This window comes from Bacillus daqingensis (assembly GCF_042654445.1).
Lineage (GTDB): Bacteria > Bacillota > Bacilli > Bacillales > Salisediminibacteriaceae > Alkalicoccus > Alkalicoccus luteus.
Genome location: NZ_JBHSGK010000003.1, coordinates 350,788 through 366,977 on the forward strand (window position 1 = coordinate 350,788; position 16,190 = coordinate 366,977).

Below are 16,190 nucleotides of genomic sequence, written 5' to 3' on the forward strand. Positions count from 1 at the left end.
ACGTGATTTACAGCATTCACTCGGATACTGGAAGAGTACGGAGTCATAATGAAGATTCTGTATTGTTTCATGAACGTTCAGGCTGGTTTCTTACGGTAGTAGCAGATGGAATGGGAGGCCACCAGGCTGGTGATGTTGCCAGCCGCATGGCCTGCAACCGGATGCTTGATCAGTTTAAATTAGCCGCAGATGAACTGGATATAGAGACGATCGAGGAATGGCTTCGGAAAACAGTGAGCCGGATCAATTCCGATTTATTTACGTATCAGCAGGAACACCCTGACTGCAGAGGGATGGGAACGACGTTAACCGCTGCAGTAGGAAATGGAGAAGACGTTTTTTACATAAATGTCGGTGACTCAAGGCTGTACCTGCTAAAAGAACATGAGATAACCCAGATCACGAAGGACCAGTCCCTGGTCGGTGAACTCGTCCGTCAGGGAGAGCTGACAGAAGCAGAAGCGGAAGTACATCCTCGCAGAAATGTGCTGCTGCAGGCGCTAGGCACCGAGATCGATGTTTCCGGTGAAATTGGATCGGTACGGTGGAGACCTCAGGAGATCCTCTTGCTGTGTACGGACGGATTGACGAACAAGCTGGCTGATTCGGCGATTAAAGCTATTGTGTATGAAGCAGCAAGTATGGAAGATGCTGGCGAAAGGTTAATTGCATCGGCGAACGACAGAGGCGGCGAAGATAATATTACAGCTGCACTCATCCGTTTCTCTGATCAGGACGGCGGTGCCGTATGATCGGCCGCAGGATTAATGAAAGGTACAAGCTGATCCGTCCAATCGGCGGAGGTGGAATGGCAGATGTATATCTTGCAAAAGATTTAATCCTCGACCGCCACGTAGCAGTGAAAATGCTTAAAAGCCAATTCTCTAAAAACGAAGAATTTATTCGCAGGTTTCACCGCGAGGCTGAAGCCGCAACCAGCTTGTCACACGAGAATATCGTGTCGATCTACGATGTAGGGGAAGAGAATGATTTGTACTACATCGTCATGGAATATGTAGAGGGTCAGACGCTAAAAGAGTATATTCAATCCAGCGGCGTACTCTCGGTAGAAGAAACAGTGCGAATTTTAAAGCAAATCTCGGAAGCCGTGAAGCACGCTCATGATAATCACATTGTCCATCGGGATGTAAAACCGCAGAATATTTTAATGAGCGTAAACGGTCAGGCTAAAGTTACTGATTTTGGTATTGCAAGAGCAATCAGCGAGGCAACCATCACGCATACGAACTCGATCCTGGGCTCTGTTCACTATTTGTCGCCTGAACAAGCCAGGGGCGGACAGGTCACCTATAAATCAGATCTGTACTCACTCGGTATTATTGCGTACGAGATGCTTACCGGGAGCGTTCCGTTCAAAGGGGATACGGCAGTTACCATCGCGTTAAAGCATTTACAGGAACCACTTCCGGAGCTTCGCACAACTGCTGTTCCAAACAGCGTAAAAAATATGATCACCCGTCTTACAGCTAAAAAGCCGATCGACCGCTTTAACAGTGCCGGGGCGCTGCTGGAGGATTTAAGAACTGTTCTGGACAGCTCCAGACGCTCCGAGCGGCTGCTTGAATGGACGGCAGAGAATGATGAAGAAACAAAAAAAATGCCCGCTGTTTTCCCCGAGGGACGAGGCAGTGATCCGGAAACCATTGTTCATACTAAAACTAGTTCGGGAGGAGAAGGAGAAAAAGTTTCCTCAAAGCCGAACCGAAAGAAAAAGTGGATACTGCCAGTGCTAATAGCCGTGCTGCTGACGCTCAGCGCGTTTATATGGCTTCCCGGTTTGCTGCATGTTGATGAAATAGCCGTACCGGAGGTCTCCGGCCAGCATGCAGACGCGGCTGCTGAACAGCTCGAAAACCTTGATTTGGAAGTGGAGCGCGCGTACCGTGAAAGCACAGATACAGCTGATAATCACGTCATCAGTGTACAGCCGGATGAGGGAACGACTGTTAAAGTCGGCTCGACTGTGAGACTCGTAATCAGCGAAAATGACGCTTCCATGGAAGTTCCTGATGTTACAGGCCTCTCAGAGGAAGAAGCAGAGTCACAGCTTGAGGCATTTGACAACGTGTCTGTGTCGTATGAAACGGTCTCAGAGCAGGAAGGCGGCATTGTGTTGGATCAGGAGCCTTCCGCCGGACAAACCGTAATGCCTTCAGAAACGACGGTCATGCTTACGGTAGCAGAACGAGAAGTGGTTTCGATCGGTAATTTGTTCGGAATGACGGAAGAGGAAGTGGAAGAATCGTTCGAAGGAGTCCCTTATGTAACGGTCAGGTTTACCGAAGAGTATGACGAATCAATGAGTGAGGGACGAGTGATCGAACAGGATCCGCCGCGGGGGACAGAGATTTCGGAGTCAACTACTGTGATGGTTACACTTTCCGGAGGTCCGGAACCAGGCCCGGCAGTCGCTTCAGCAGAAGTCCCTTTTTCGGTTCAAGTGCCGGAAAATGATAACGGACGATCCTATCAGATTGAGATTCAGGTGATTGATGATGAGAACGAGACGCCTGTTGAAGTTATTAACGAAGAGATAACGGCCTCCACTGAATTTGACGTTCCCATGACCGTTGAAGAAGGCTCCACCGGATACTTGATCCTGTATGTGAATGGGGAAGAGTTTGATGCTTCGCCATATGAATATTCGTATGAGGAAGTGCAGTCCTACAGTCCGGATGAATAAAATCGATTTGTGAGGTGACTATGGCAAAAGGACGTATTATTAAAGCGCTCAGCGGATTTTATTACGTAGAGTCGGAGGGACAAACGGTACAATGCCGCGCACGAGGAAACTTTCGCAAGAAAAACATTACGCCGCTCGTAGGAGATATGGTTGAATTTGAAGCAGAAAACCCGACTGATGGATATATTCTAGCGGTCGAGGCACGAACGAGTGAACTGTTCAGGCCTCCAATCGCAAATATTGATCAGGCTATTCTCGTTTTTTCAGCTAAAGAGCCTGATTTTAGCCCGCTGCTGCTTGATAAGTTTTTGGTCCATACCGAAGCAGCAGAGCTGGAGTCAGTTATCTGCGTCTCAAAAGCAGATCTTGGGTTGGATAAAGCAGAGCCTTATCTGCCTGCATACGAGCAGGCCGGCTACCGTGTTATTATCACGTCCTCTGAACTTTCCGGCCAGGTAGAGGAGCTGCTGCCAGTTCTGTCAGGACGGCTTTCCGTTTTTGCCGGGCAGTCAGGGGTTGGAAAATCATCCATTCTTAACGCGCTTAAACCAGAATTGAATCTGGAAACTGCAGCTATTTCAAAGAGTCTGAACCGCGGCAAGCATACGACTCGTCATGTTGAACTGATTCATATGCCCAATCAGGGATTTGTTGCCGATACACCCGGGTTCAGTTCACTTGATTTCCGCCATGTCGAAACGGAGACGCTAAGTGCCATGTATCCAGAAATGGCAGCACGGATCAATGACTGCAAGTTCAGAGGATGCACCCATTTAAATGAACCCGGGTGTGCGGTAAAGCAGGCTGTTGATACGGGAGACATTGCAGCTTTCCGCTATCATAGTTATCAGCAGTTTTATGAAGAAATAGCCAATAGAAAACGGAGGTACTGACAATGACTGAGAAGATTGCGCCATCGATTCTGGCTGCAGACTTTGCTGCGCTTGGGTCCGAAATAAAGGAAGCCGAAGCAGCAGGAGCCGACTACATTCATATTGATGTAATGGACGGCCGTTTCGTTCCGAATATTACGATTGGACCGCTGATCGTTGAAGCGGTTCGTCCGCATACGAGTCTGCCGCTTGATGTGCATTTGATGATTGAAAACCCGGAAAGGTACGTTGATGCTTTTGCTGACGCGGGGGCGGATATTATCAGCGTGCATGCTGAAGCATGTCCACATTTACACCGGACGATTCAGCAAATTAAGGGACGAGGGGTAAAAGCGGGCGCTGTTTTAAATCCAGGCAGTCCGTTGAGTATGGTAGAGGAAGTCATGGACGAGCTCGATCTTCTGCTGTTGATGACCGTGAATCCAGGCTTTGGAGGTCAGACTTTCATACCATCTGTGCTGGATAAAATGAAGCGAGCAAGTGAGATAAAACCAGCGGCTATGGAAATAGAGGTAGACGGAGGGGTCAACGCAGATACTGCAAAGCTTTGCCGGGAAGCAGGTGCAGATGTATTAGTAGCAGGGTCTGCATTTTTTCAAGCGTCGGACAGAAAACAAGCGATGAAATCCCTTCGTTCCTGAACGGATTAGTTTAACTGAATGATAAAACCGCATGGGGAGCCTTGTAACGGCTGAGAGGGTGCAGAGCAGCACCGACCCAGTGAACCTGTAAGTTAATGCTTGCGCAGGGATGTGGGATCGATCAGAAGCCAGATGCTTCTGAGTTGGCCGTATCCTGAGGATGCGGCCTTTCTGCGCTGCAAAAATGAAAGGGTGACGCACGTGCGTTCAACTAAAATAGTTATAATGATTGAAACAGCTTTTATGGCTGCGCTAGCGCTGATTTTAAGCTTTATTACACTATTTACGATGCCGTTTGGAGGATCTGTGAACCTAGCTATGCTGCCAATAATTCTGTTGTCGTTCCGAAGAGGTCCGGCTGCAGGAATCGCGTGTGGCATTGTGTTCGGACTGCTGAACTTAATGACTGGACCTTATGTCGTCCATTGGTCTCAGGCGATCCTGGAGTATCCTGTAGCTTTTGGACTTGTTGGTACGGCTGCCTTTTTCAGTGCCTGGTTTGGAGGGAGGAGAGTGATTGGGGCAGTGATTGCTGGAATTGCTCTTGCAGTGGCTCTCCGATTTGCTGCTCATTTTAGTGCAGGTGTTATCTGGTTTGGAGAGTTTGCTCCTGAAGGTACCCCGGTCGCCTTGTATTCGTTTCTCTATAATTTAGGGTATTTAGGGCCATCTCTTCTTTTAATTTTGATCGTGACCATCTTTTTATTAAAAAAAGGCGGCAGAATTTTGCAGCCTGAGGGAAGATCAGTATGAATCCTGTTATCATTGCCGGGGGCAGCCCTGAGCTGACCGAAAGGCATCTGTCCCGGCTGGTTCGTTTTTATCCGGAAGCTGATGTTATTGGAGTTGACCGAGGGGCAGCGTGTGCAGCTGCCTGCGGCATCCGCATGGTACGAGCTGTTGGAGACTTTGACAGTGTGACGCCCGAACAAAAGATGCAGATTGCAGAACTGGCTGAACAGATCGAGGGTCATCCTCCAGCGAAAAACTGGACAGATCTGGAGCTTGCGCTGCAGCGAGCAGAGGGAATGCCGCTGATTATAACCGGAGTGGGCGGAGGAAGATTGGATCATACACTGTCTGCCTTGTTTTTGCTGGAAGCCTCGCCAGAGCAAACCGTAATCGAGGAAGAGCACTACTCGGTGCAGCTCCTTCGTCCGGGCACGCATCAGCTTCGAACACGCGGCCATAAGTTTGTATCGCTGATCCCGCTTGGGCAAAACGTAACGGGTGTAACGACGTCAGGGCTGCTGTATCCGCTCCAACAGGCTACGCTTTATCGGCATCGATCGCTCAGCGTCAGCAATGAATGGACGCACCGTGAAGCGAAGGTGTCGTTTAACGACGGGCTTCTTTACTTCATCGAATCAGGCGATGCATGAGGCCGGCAGTCAATTTTCCCGTTCAAGCATGAGCTGGACAAATGAAAAAAGCTTCCGTCCCATTTCGGGGCGGAAGCTTTTTTTAGCGATTATACGCGCTGTACTTTGCCTGATTTTAGAGCGCGGGCGGATACGTAAACGCGCTTTGGCTTGCCGTCCACCATGATGCGGACTTTTTGCACGTTAGCACCCCAGCGACGCTTTGTAGCGTTCAATGCGTGGGATCGTTTATTGCCTGTAGACGGCCCTCGGCCGGTAATAACACATCTGCGTGACATATGCATTCCCTCCTTCATTTCACTAGCATCGATCATACCTGAATATTGTAGCATTGTACATTTTTTAATTCAAGCAGTAATTTCAAGTAATGAACCTTGACAGATGATATCGCATTTTTGGAGCTTTTGTGCTATTCTCTTAGACGGGTGCACGAACTATGCAAGCTGTCATGCGTATAGTAAAATGACGATAGCTGAAAAGCCAAATACCCCCATTGAGGAGGACTACCTTCTATGACGATTGAAATGAATACGAAATACGGAAATATTGATGTTTCAAGAGAAGTTGTCGCTGTTATCGCAGGCGGTGCGGCAGTGGACTGCTACGGCATTGTCGGAATGGCTTCCCAGAAGCAGCTGAAAGATGGCATTACGGATCTTCTTGGTAAAGAAAATCTGGCGAGAGGTGTTGTCATCCGGGAAGAAGGCGAACAGATCCACATTGATATGTATATTATCGTCAGCTATGGAACGAAAATTTCCGAAGTAGCGCATAATGTTCAGCAAAAAGTAAAATACCAGCTGAGCCAGATGCTCGGGTTGAAAGTTAGTTCGGTCAATATTTTTGTTTCCGGAGTCAGAGTTACGAATTAGTTTTATGTCAGGAGGAACATACGTGGCAATGAATACAATTAACGGAAAAAAACTTGCTGCCATGATGCAGGAGGGTGCCGCCAATCTGTCTGCCAATTCGCAGCGGATTGACGCACTAAACGTATTCCCTGTTCCGGACGGCGATACAGGGACGAATATGAATCTAACCATCACATCCGGAATTCAGGAAGTGAAGAACAACGATCAGAACCATGCGGGAAGCGTCGCAGCCAGCTTTGCAAAAGGCCTCCTTATGGGGGCGAGAGGGAACTCGGGCGTTATTCTGTCCCAGCTTTTCAGAGGCTTTTCAAAAGCGGTCGAAAAGAAAGAAACACTGGCTCCTAAGGATCTTGCTGACGCATTTGATAAGGGCGTGGAAACGGCCTACAAAGCCGTCATGAAGCCGGTTGAAGGTACGATTTTAACTGTTGCGAAAGATGCAGCAGCAGCAGGAAGAGAAAGCGCCGGCCAAGATGATTGTCTCGAGCTGATGAAGCAGGTTCTTCAAAAAGCTGAAGAGTCTCTGGAGCGGACGCCCGACCTGCTTCCGGTGTTAAAGGAAGTTGGAGTCGTTGATTCCGGCGGCCAAGGATTGGTTACCATATACGAAGGCTTTGCAGCTGCAATGGAAGGCCGGTCGATTGCTCCAGCTGAGGAAACACCTTCACTGGAAGAATTGGTCAAATTTGAGCATCATCAGTCTGCTCAGAGTCATATGGCTACCGAAGATATTGAATTTGGCTACTGTACTGAGGTTATGGTTAAATTTGCAGATGAGCAATTGAAAGATCATCCGTATGATGAAGAAGCATTCAGAGAAAAGCTGAGCGAGTACGGCGATTCCCTGCTTGTCGTATCGGATGAGGATTTACTGAAAATACATATCCACGCGGAATACCCGGGGGATGTGATCACGGAAGCTCAGCGTTTTGGCTCGTTAGTGAATATTAAAGTCGAAAACATGCGGGAACAGCATTCATCCCTGCTGGAAGCAGATAAAGCTCCTGAACCTCCGAAAAAACAAGCTGGTCCTTCAAAGTATGCCGTCATTACCGTCGGGATGGGTTCAGGCATTACGGAACTGTTTGAGGGGCTCGGCTGCAGCAAAGTCATTGAAGGCGGACAAACGATGAATCCGTCTACTGAAGATTTTATTAAGGCAATTGAGGAAGTAAATGCCGAGAACGTGATTCTTCTGCCTAATAACAGCAATATCATCATGGCTGCAGAGCAGGCTGCGGACGTAGCTGAGATCGATGTGGCGGTTGTTCCTAGTAAATCAGTCCCGCAAGGTCTCGCAGCAATGCTCTCATTTAACGAAGAGCAAAGTCTTGACGACAATGTTTCTGGTATGAAAGAGTCTCTGCAGACCGTTAAAACCGGAGAAGTAACTTATGCAGTGCGTGATACGAGTCTGAATGGGGTATCCATTAAAAAAGGGGACTTCATGGGTATTACTGGCAAAGATATTATTTCTAACGGCGAAACAGTTTCCGATGTCTCTAAAGAGCTGCTGGCGAAGCTAATTGATGAGGAAAGCGAGATTGTAACCATTATCTTCGGGGAAGACCGGTCAGAAGAAGAGGCTGAAGAACTATCCGCTTATATTGAGGAGCAGTTTCCAGAAGTGGAAGTGGAGATACATGCGGGCAGACAGCCGCTTTATTCTTACATTATTTCAGTTGAATAACCATTCGTAATAAAGGGGGCGGCATGATCATGGCAGCAGTAAAAATTGTAACTGATTCTACAGCTGATATTCCGAAAGAATGGACGGATAAACTGAACATTGAAGTAGTACCGTTGAAAGTCCACTTCGGCGAAGATTCGTTTGAGGACGGGGTGACGCTTACGTCAGATGAATTCTATGAGAAACTGGCTGATGCGGATAAAATTCCGACTACCTCTCAGCCTACACCGGCTCAGTTTGAAGCGATTTACAACGACTTGCTGCAAAACGGTGATACAGTCATTTCGATTCATCTATCTGCAAAGCTGAGTGGTACATTTCAAGCTGCTTCCATTGCGAAAGATACGATAGAAGCGTCAGACCGGCTGCATGTAATTGATTCAAAGCGTGCTTCTTATGCGATCGGGCTGATCGTCGTTGAAGCTGCAGAGCTTGCAGCAGCAGGTGCAGATGAGAAGGAGATTCTCGCCAGAATCGACACACTTGTAGAAGAAACAACGGTGTTTTTTATGGTGGACACGCTCGAATACCTGCAAAAAAATGGCCGGATTGGAAAAGCTTCTGCGTTAATGGGCTCCCTTTTAAAGATAAAGCCGATCCTGTCGCTTACGGAAGAAGGAGAAGTATTCCCTTTCGAAAAAGTGCGCGGCTCTAAAAAGGCCGGCCAGCGAATCAGAGCGGAATTTTTGAGGCGATTTAACGGAAAGCCGCTCCATGTCGGTATCTCCCACGCGTTGGCTGAGGATGAGGCAAACGCATTCATGGATTCCATGAAAGAGCAGTTTGACGTTCAGCAGGAGGTCATCACCTCGATCGGTCCTGTAATCGGCACGCATGTTGGGCCGGGTACGATCTCCATCAGTGCTGCACCTGTGAAACGATAGTGATGGATGAAGCGCTTGATAAATCTTCACGGCATATGCTGTGAAGATTTCTTCTGTGTGAAGGGAACCGCCGTTTACGAATGACCTGGGATATGAGATGATATATTAGGAAAATAATAAGACGATAGCGCTTTCAATCGAAGCGGGAGGTAGATTAATATGAAATACCGGAGTGTGTTTGAAATCATCGGCCCTGTCATGATCGGGCCTTCCAGCTCTCATACTGCTGGGGCTGCGAGAATCGGACTCGTTGCAAGGCAGCTGTTCGGAAAAGCGCCTGAAGAGGCAGATTTTCATCTTTACGGATCATTTGCAAAAACGTATCAGGGGCACGGTACAGATGTAGCACTTCTCGGAGGCGTATTAGGATTTGATACAAGCGACGAACGAATAAAAGATGCCTACCGGGAAGCAGAAAAAGCAGGCATACGATCCCGTTTCATCGAAGAAGATGAGGTCAGCCACCATCCGAATACAGTTAAAGTCGTCCTTCGTTCCGGGGACTATGAAATGTCGCTTGCTGGCATTTCAATCGGGGGAGGAAAAGTGGAAATAAAAGAATTAAATGGATTTGAACTCCGCTTAAGCGGAAATCATCCGGCCATACTTGTCGTGCACGATGATCGGTTCGGTGTAGTGGCAGGTGTCGCCTCTATCCTGGCTGCCCGGCAGCTTAATATCGGCCACATGGAAGTGTCACGAAAAGAACAGGGGAAAGATGCACTTATGGTGATAGAAGTTGATCAAAATGTAACGGCACGCACTCTGGGTGAATTAAAGAAAGTTGAGCACGTGCGGCAGGTTACAAAGATTCACGAGTAGGAGGGAAGACCATGTTTCGAAATGCAGAAGAACTCGTTTCACTGGCTGATAAAGAACAAATTCAGATTTCAGAAGTAATGATTCGTCAGGAGATGCAAGTACACGATCGATCTCGGGAAGATATTTTTGCTCAGATGGAACGGAACCTGGATGTCATGGAGCGTGCGGTCAACCGGGGCATTACGGAAAGCGTACGATCCGTTTCTGGATTGACAGGAGGGGATGGAAAGAAGCTCCATGAATACATGATGCTTCATGATACACTGTCCGGTCATTTGACGCTGGATGCTGTTGCGAAAGCTATGTCAACAAATGAAGTAAATGCAGCAATGGGAACGATTTGTGCGACCCCGACTGCAGGAGCAGCAGGGGTGGTTCCCGGAACGCTGTTTGCTGTAAAGGATAAGTTGAATCCAACCCGAGAACAAATGGTCCGCTACTTATTCGTGAGCGGTGCATTCGGATTCGTGATTGCGAACAACGCTTCAATTTCAGGGGCTGCGGGAGGTTGCCAGGCTGAAGTCGGATCCGCGACAGGTATGGCTGCAGCTGCCATTGTGGAAATGGCCGGAGGCACTCCCCGCCAGTCTCAGCAGGCGATGGCAATTGCATTGAAGAACATGCTCGGGCTTGTGTGTGACCCGGTTGCAGGACTTGTAGAAGTTCCATGCGTAAAGCGTAATGCATTCGGGGCGTCACACGCCCTGGTAGCGGCAGATCTCGCTTTAGCGGGGATTGAGAGCAAAATCCCATGTGATGAAGTGATTGACGCCATGTATCGAATCGGGCAGAATATGCCTACTGCACTGAAGGAAACCGGTGAAGGCGGACTAGCGGGAACGCCGACCGGCCGTCGCCTGCGCGATGAGATTTTTGGAGAGAAACAAAAAGCGTGAATGTTCTGGAGCAGCCTGTAACATCTCTGAAAGGGATTGGAGGAAGAGCTGAAGAACAGCTTGCCCAGCTGAACATAGCTACAGTCGAGGATTTGTTATTTTACTTTCCGTTTCGCTATGATGATTTCTCAATTCGGCGGGCTGACGAGGTACAGCATGAAGAACGTGTGACGCTCCAAGGCACCGTTCACAGTGAGCCTGAGCTGCGCTTTTACGGTCGAAAAAAATCGAGGCTTACGCTGCGAATTTTATCAGACGGCGTGTTAGTGCAGGCTGTTTTCTTTAATCAGCCGTTTTTAAAGCGGCAGATTTCTCCAGGCGATCACGTTATCTACCATGGGAAATTTGATAAACACCGCCTTGCTGTGCAGGGGGCAATCATCAAAAGCGGGGCAGCGGAAGGGGCATTTGAGCCTGTTTATTCATTAAAAGGTGACATAAAGCTTGCATCCTTACGGAAATGGATTGCCGCCGCATATGAACTTTATCAGCAGGACATACCCGAAATTCTTCCGGAGCAGGCGATGGAAAAGTACCGGCTGATGCCGCGTCCGGAAGCGTGTAAATCGCTGCATTTTCCGGAAGATATGGATGAGTTTAAACAAGCTAAGCGCAGGATGGTATATGAGGAGCTGCTTCTATTTCAGTTAAAAATGCAGTTATTCCGCCGTAAAGCGCGCGAATCTTCTGAAGGAACAGCTAAGGAATGGCCGGAGGGAGCTGTTTCTGCATTTGTTGACTCCCTTCCATTTCCGCTGACGGGTGCACAGCAGCGCGTTCTGGATGAAATACTTACGGATATGCAGTCTCCTTTCAGAATGAACCGGCTTTTACAGGGGGATGTTGGCTCCGGTAAAACGATTGTAGCCGCAGCTGCGCTGCTTGCAGCGGTTCGTTCTGGCAGCCAGGGAGCTCTGATGGTCCCGACAGAAATCCTTGCTGAACAGCACTATGAATCGCTCACGAAGCTTTACGAGGGCACGGGGATTCGTGTGGGCCATTTATCCGGGTCATCCAGAACAGCGGAAAAACGTACGATTCTGGAGCAATTGAAAGATGGAACGATTGATGTCGTTACCGGGACTCATGCACTGATTCAGGAAACTGTTGATTTTAAACACCTCGGGCTCGTTATCACAGATGAACAGCACCGATTCGGCGTGCAGCAGCGACGGGTGCTTCGGGAAAAAGGATTGAATCCGGATGTGCTTTTTATGACAGCTACTCCGATTCCAAGAACCCTGGCTATTACTGCATTCGGTGATATGGATGTTTCGACAATTGATGAAATGCCGGCTGGCCGAAAGCAGATTGAAACATACTGGGCAAAGCCGGAGACACTGCCTAGAGTGATGCAGTTTATCCAAAAAGAAGTCGCTAAGGGGAGGCAGACGTACGTGATTTGTCCGTTGATTGAAGAATCAGAAGTGCTGGATGTGCAAAACGCCATTGATCTGCACGCCCGTTTTCAGGCGGCGCTTCCAGATTTGACAACGGGTCTGATGCACGGCAGACTGCCCTCGCAGGAAAAAGAAGAGGTAATGCAGGCGTTTGCTTCCGGAAAGATTGACATTCTGGTCTCCACCACCGTTGTCGAAGTCGGCGTAAACGTCCCGAATGCCTCGGTTATGGTCATCTACGATGCAAACCGTTTCGGGCTTGCCCAGCTTCATCAGCTTCGCGGCAGAGTAGGCAGAGGAAGCGAACAGTCTTATTGTATTCTGCTTGCAGACCCAAAGTCAGAGTCCGGCAGAGAGCGAATGGCGATAATGACAGAGACAACAGATGGTTTTGAACTGTCGAGACGTGATCTGGAAATGCGCGGACCTGGAGATTTTTTCGGTTATAAGCAAAGCGGTCTGCCGCAGCTGAAGGTAGCAGATATCGTAGAGGATTACCGTGCTCTTGAGGCAGCACGTGACGATGCGGCTAAGCTGGTGCAGTCAGAAGCATTTTGGAAGCGAGACGAGTATCTCCCGCTGCGGGAAGCTCTCGCCAGACAAGCTGGTGATCTTTCTCAACGGATAGACTGACACCTTCCTGTTGAAATGGGAAGGTGTTAGCTATATACTACAATTAGTACCTAGTCCTAGTAGTGCAGAGGAGATGGCCGAATGAAATGGACGAAAAAGCTGCGGCAGCCGAAGCTCCAGCAGTATATCGAAGAAGATCCGTTTATCACAGATGATGAGCTTGCTAAAAAATTTGAAGTAAGTGTCCAAACCATCCGTCTGGACAGACTGGAGCTTAGTATTCCTGAAGTTAGAGAGAGAATTAAGGGAGTAGCTAGAAAACAGTATGACCCGGTGAAGGCACTTGCCGAAGAAGAGATTATTGGTGAAATTGTGGATCTTGAACTGGACAGCTATGCCATTTCGATTCTCGATATTAAACAGGAGCATGTCTTTACAAGACAAAATATAGCGAGAGGCCACCATTTATTTGCGCAGGCTAATTCGCTTGCCGTTGCGGTCATCAACGATGAACTCGCGCTGACGGCAGATGCATCCGTATCGTTTACGAGACAGGTTCAAGCTGGAGAACGAGTAATTGCTAAAGCGAGGGTAGCAGATATCCGGGGCTCGCGAACGATCGTGAACGTCGAAAGCTTCGTTGGCCAGCATCCCGTATTTAAAGGAGAATTTCATATGTTCAGGAGTGACAGACCTGAAAAGGAGGAGCAGTTATGAGACTGGCAGTAGATGTCATGGGTGGTGATAACGCCCCGGACGCTGTACTGGAAGGGTGTCGTACGGCCCTGAATACATATGCTGATCTGCACGTTTTGCTGATCGGCGACGAAAAACGTATCAACGGTATGGAATCATTTGGCGACAGAGTGACCGTTCTTCACACAGATTCAGTCATTGATAATGATGACGCACCAGTGCGTGCAGTGAGAAGAAAAAAAGATTCATCTATGGTAACCGCAGTTCGAAAAGTGAAAGAAGGCGAAGCAGACGCATGTATTTCAGCAGGGAATACCGGCGCATTGATGACTGCGGGACTGCTGCACGTAGGGCGCATTAAAGGGATTGACCGGCCTGCCCTTTCGCCGATGCTGCCGACGATTGACGGCGGCGGATTTCTGCTGCTTGATGTAGGCGCAAATATGGAAGCAAAGCCTGAACATTTACTGCAGTATGCGGTAATGGGCGATATTTACATGAAGCAGGTGCGGGGGGTGAAACGTCCGCGAATTGGGCTTTTGAATGTCGGTTCTGAGGAAGGAAAAGGCACGGAGCTTGCAAAAGCAGCATTCACGATGATGCAGGATGCCCCGTTTGACTTTGTCGGAAATGTGGAATCCCGTGAACTCTTGGATGGTGCTGCAGACGTCGTAGTATGCGATGGCTTTTCGGGGAACCTCGTGCTCAAATCAATTGAAGGAACAGCGATCTCATTATTCTCAATCCTGAAACAGGAATTGACATCATCATTTAAAAATAAGCTTGCAGCAGCCGTCCTGAAGCCTGCATTTAAACGTGTGAAAAATAAGATGGATTATTCCGAGTATGGCGGTGCCGGCCTCTTCGGACTAAATGCACCTGTTGTTAAAGCGCACGGCTCTTCAGACGCCCGAGCGTTTTTCAGCGCTGTGAAACAAGCGAAACAAATGCATGATGAAAAGGTGACGAATCGGATTAAAGACGTCATGACCGACATTTCAGCAAAGGAGGAATACCATGACTAAAACAGCAGTATTGTTTCCAGGTCAAGGGTCACAGCAGACTGGAATGGGAAAAGAGCTGTTTGACACCTATAAAGAAGCGGAGGCAGTTTTTCGACTTGCAGATGAATCGCTGAATGAAGCATTTTCCGATTCCATCTTTACCGGATCGGAAGCGTTCTTAAAGCAGACAGAAAATACGCAGCCTGCCCTTTATGCTGTAGGTACGGCAGTGTGGGAAGTTCTGAAAAACCGCGGCGTTCAGGCGGATTATGCTGCAGGGCACAGTCTCGGAGAATATACTGCTTTAACGGCATCCGGCATGCTTTCCTTTTCTGAAGGGATTCAGGCTGTACGTCGACGAGGACAGCTGATGGAAGCAGCTGTGCCGTCAGGAGAAGGGGCGATGGCTGCGATTCTCGGTCTGGAGCGGGAACCGCTCTCTGCTGTACTGGAGCAGGCCTCTGAAGAAGCTGGTGTCGTAGAGGCGGCAAATTTTAATTCTCCTGGTCAAATCGTTATTTCAGGCCGGGCGGAAGGTGTCGCGCGCGCGGTTGAACTAGCGAAAGCGGCAGGAGCAAGGCGGGCGATTGAACTTCCTGTCAGCGGACCGTTTCATTCCAGCCTGATGAAGCCGGCAGCAGAAGAAATGAAAAAAGTGCTTGCTCATCTCCATCTTGGAGAAGCGGATATAACTGTGATTGCGAACGTAACGGCAGAGCCTGTCTCACGTGAAGCAGCAGGTCAGCTTCTCGAGCAGCAGATTTATTCGCCGGTAAAGTGGGAGGATACGATAAAGTATTTACTGAACGAAGGGGTAACAACTTTTATTGAAGCTGGTCCAGGCAAAGTGCTGTGCGGACTTGTGAAAAAGATGGATCGCCGGGCTGCGGCGATACCGGTGTACGATAAGGAAACGCTTGAGAAAGCTGTTTCACAGCTGGGAGGAGAGGATCAGTCATGAACGCACTCGTAACAGGAGGTTCCAGAGGCATCGGCCGTGCCGTTTGTCTGGAGCTGGCTGAAGCAGGTATGAACGTAGCCGTCAATTATTCAGGTAATCAAGAAAAAGCAGAACAGACGGCTGAAGAATGCCGTGCAAAAGGGGTCGAAGCACTAATCATTCAGGCGGATGTCGGGAACAGTGATTCTGCCCAAGAGATGGTAAAAACAGTTATAGACTCCTTCGGGTCGGTGGATGTACTCGTTAATAATGCAGGCATTACCCGGGATAATCTGTTAATGCGAATGAAAGAATCTGAATTTGATGAAGTCATCTCAACGAATTTAAAAGGTGTATTCAATTGTTCAAAAGCTGTAACACGCCCTATGATGAAGCAGCGGAGTGGAAGAATTATTAATATCTCCTCCGTTGTCGGAGCACTAGGGAATGCGGGGCAGGCCAATTATGCTGCATCGAAAGCCGGGGTCATTGGGTTCACTAAATCAATGGCGAGAGAGCTTGCTAATCGGAATATCCTGGTCAACGCTGTTGCACCTGGTTTTATTTCAACTGAAATGACAGATGAACTTACTGATGAACAAAAAGAAGCTCTTCAAGAGCAAATTCCGCTTGGAAGACTTGGGGCTGGCGCTGATATTGCAAAAGTGGTTCGTTTTTTAACTTCAGACAGTTCTGCGTATATGACAGGACAGACGCTGCACGTTGACGGCGGAATGTACATGCCTTGAGCTTGAAAACTGCTAGTATTTGAGACTGCTTTATCCTATAATAG

General features: G+C 48.5%; 17 protein-coding genes and 1 riboswitch. Of the genes, 16 read left to right on the plus strand and 1 reads right to left on the minus strand.

Features of this window, described 5'->3' with window-relative positions:
• Nucleotides 1-2: 2 nt before the first annotated feature.
• From ACFO4L_RS03035 to ACFO4L_RS03060, 6 genes are all read left to right on the plus strand, one after another.
• Nucleotides 3-752 carry a Stp1/IreP family PP2C-type Ser/Thr phosphatase gene (locus ACFO4L_RS03035; RefSeq protein WP_377908177.1) on the plus strand — a complete coding sequence of 250 codons (750 nt, stop codon included), beginning with the start codon at nt 3-5 and terminating at the stop codon, nt 750-752.
• Nucleotides 749-2,704 (plus strand): Stk1 family PASTA domain-containing Ser/Thr kinase, encoded by a 1,956-nt coding sequence (pknB, locus tag ACFO4L_RS03040; RefSeq protein WP_377908178.1) that lies wholly within the window; start codon nt 749-751, stop codon nt 2,702-2,704. Before ACFO4L_RS03035 ends, pknB begins: the two co-directional genes overlap by 4 nt.
• A 20-nt stretch (nt 2,705-2,724) precedes the next feature.
• The gene (rsgA, locus tag ACFO4L_RS03045) at nt 2,725-3,597 is read left to right on the plus strand and encodes a ribosome small subunit-dependent GTPase A (RefSeq protein WP_377908179.1); all 873 of its coding nucleotides are present in this window, start codon (nt 2,725-2,727) and stop codon (nt 3,595-3,597) included.
• A 2-nt stretch (nt 3,598-3,599) separates the two neighbouring features.
• Entirely contained in the window at nt 3,600-4,238 is a 639-nt protein-coding gene (gene rpe, locus ACFO4L_RS03050) for a ribulose-phosphate 3-epimerase (protein ID WP_377908180.1), read from the plus strand.
• A 22-nt stretch (nt 4,239-4,260) separates the two neighbouring features.
• Nucleotides 4,261-4,365, plus strand: a riboswitch (TPP riboswitch).
• Between the two features lie 74 nt (nt 4,366-4,439).
• On the plus strand, nt 4,440-4,991 hold the full coding sequence (gene thiT / locus ACFO4L_RS03055; RefSeq protein ID WP_377908181.1) for an energy-coupled thiamine transporter ThiT: 552 nt from the start codon (nt 4,440-4,442) through the stop codon (nt 4,989-4,991).
• Nucleotides 4,988-5,620, plus strand: coding sequence for a thiamine diphosphokinase (locus ACFO4L_RS03060; RefSeq protein WP_377908182.1), 633 nt, complete (start codon nt 4,988-4,990; stop codon nt 5,618-5,620). Before thiT ends, ACFO4L_RS03060 begins: the two co-directional genes overlap by 4 nt.
• An 89-nt stretch (nt 5,621-5,709) precedes the next feature.
• Here ACFO4L_RS03060 and rpmB read toward each other — a convergent pair whose 3' ends face one another.
• Nucleotides 5,710-5,898, minus strand: coding sequence for a 50S ribosomal protein L28 (gene rpmB / locus ACFO4L_RS03065; RefSeq protein ID WP_168004682.1), 189 nt, complete (start codon nt 5,896-5,898; stop codon nt 5,710-5,712).
• A gap of 234 nt (nt 5,899-6,132) precedes the next feature.
• On the opposite strand from rpmB, the gene ACFO4L_RS03070 reads away from it, so the two are divergent.
• The 10 genes from ACFO4L_RS03070 (at nt 6,133) to fabG (ending at nt 16,146) form a co-directional block, all read left to right on the plus strand.
• Entirely contained in the window at nt 6,133-6,492 is a 360-nt protein-coding gene (locus ACFO4L_RS03070) for an Asp23/Gls24 family envelope stress response protein (protein ID WP_168004681.1), read from the plus strand.
• 22 nt (nt 6,493-6,514) lie between these two features.
• Nucleotides 6,515-8,182: a DAK2 domain-containing protein gene (locus ACFO4L_RS03075; RefSeq protein ID WP_377908184.1), complete on the plus strand. Its 1,668-nt coding sequence runs from the start codon at nt 6,515-6,517 to the stop codon at nt 8,180-8,182.
• Between the two features lie 29 nt (nt 8,183-8,211).
• A complete protein-coding gene (locus ACFO4L_RS03080) occupies nt 8,212-9,066 on the plus strand; it encodes a DegV family protein (RefSeq protein ID WP_377908185.1) in 855 nt (284 codons plus the stop codon).
• Nucleotides 9,067-9,225: 159 nt separating this feature from the next.
• Nucleotides 9,226-9,888: an L-serine ammonia-lyase, iron-sulfur-dependent subunit beta gene (sdaAB, locus tag ACFO4L_RS03085; protein ID WP_377908186.1), complete on the plus strand. Its 663-nt coding sequence runs from the start codon at nt 9,226-9,228 to the stop codon at nt 9,886-9,888.
• A gap of 11 nt (nt 9,889-9,899) precedes the next feature.
• Complete coding sequence (gene sdaAA / locus ACFO4L_RS03090; protein WP_377908187.1) at nt 9,900-10,784, plus strand: L-serine ammonia-lyase, iron-sulfur-dependent, subunit alpha; 885 nt, start codon at nt 9,900-9,902, stop codon at nt 10,782-10,784.
• Nucleotides 10,781-12,817, plus strand: coding sequence for an ATP-dependent DNA helicase RecG (gene recG / locus ACFO4L_RS03095; RefSeq protein ID WP_377908188.1), 2,037 nt, complete (start codon nt 10,781-10,783; stop codon nt 12,815-12,817). The genes sdaAA and recG overlap by 4 nt, the downstream gene beginning before the upstream one ends.
• A gap of 81 nt (nt 12,818-12,898) precedes the next feature.
• The gene (gene fapR / locus ACFO4L_RS03100) at nt 12,899-13,474 is read left to right on the plus strand and encodes a transcription factor FapR (RefSeq protein ID WP_377908189.1); all 576 of its coding nucleotides are present in this window, start codon (nt 12,899-12,901) and stop codon (nt 13,472-13,474) included.
• Nucleotides 13,471-14,478, plus strand: coding sequence for a phosphate acyltransferase PlsX (plsX, locus tag ACFO4L_RS03105; RefSeq protein ID WP_377908190.1), 1,008 nt, complete (start codon nt 13,471-13,473; stop codon nt 14,476-14,478). The genes fapR and plsX overlap by 4 nt, the downstream gene beginning before the upstream one ends.
• Nucleotides 14,471-15,418, plus strand: a complete 948-nt coding sequence (fabD, locus tag ACFO4L_RS03110) for an ACP S-malonyltransferase (protein WP_377908191.1) — start codon at nt 14,471-14,473, stop codon at nt 15,416-15,418. Before plsX ends, fabD begins: the two co-directional genes overlap by 8 nt.
• A complete protein-coding gene (gene fabG, locus ACFO4L_RS03115; RefSeq protein WP_377908192.1) occupies nt 15,415-16,146 on the plus strand; it encodes a 3-oxoacyl-[acyl-carrier-protein] reductase in 732 nt (243 codons plus the stop codon). Before fabD ends, fabG begins: the two co-directional genes overlap by 4 nt.
• Nucleotides 16,147-16,190: the final 44 nt, after the last annotated feature.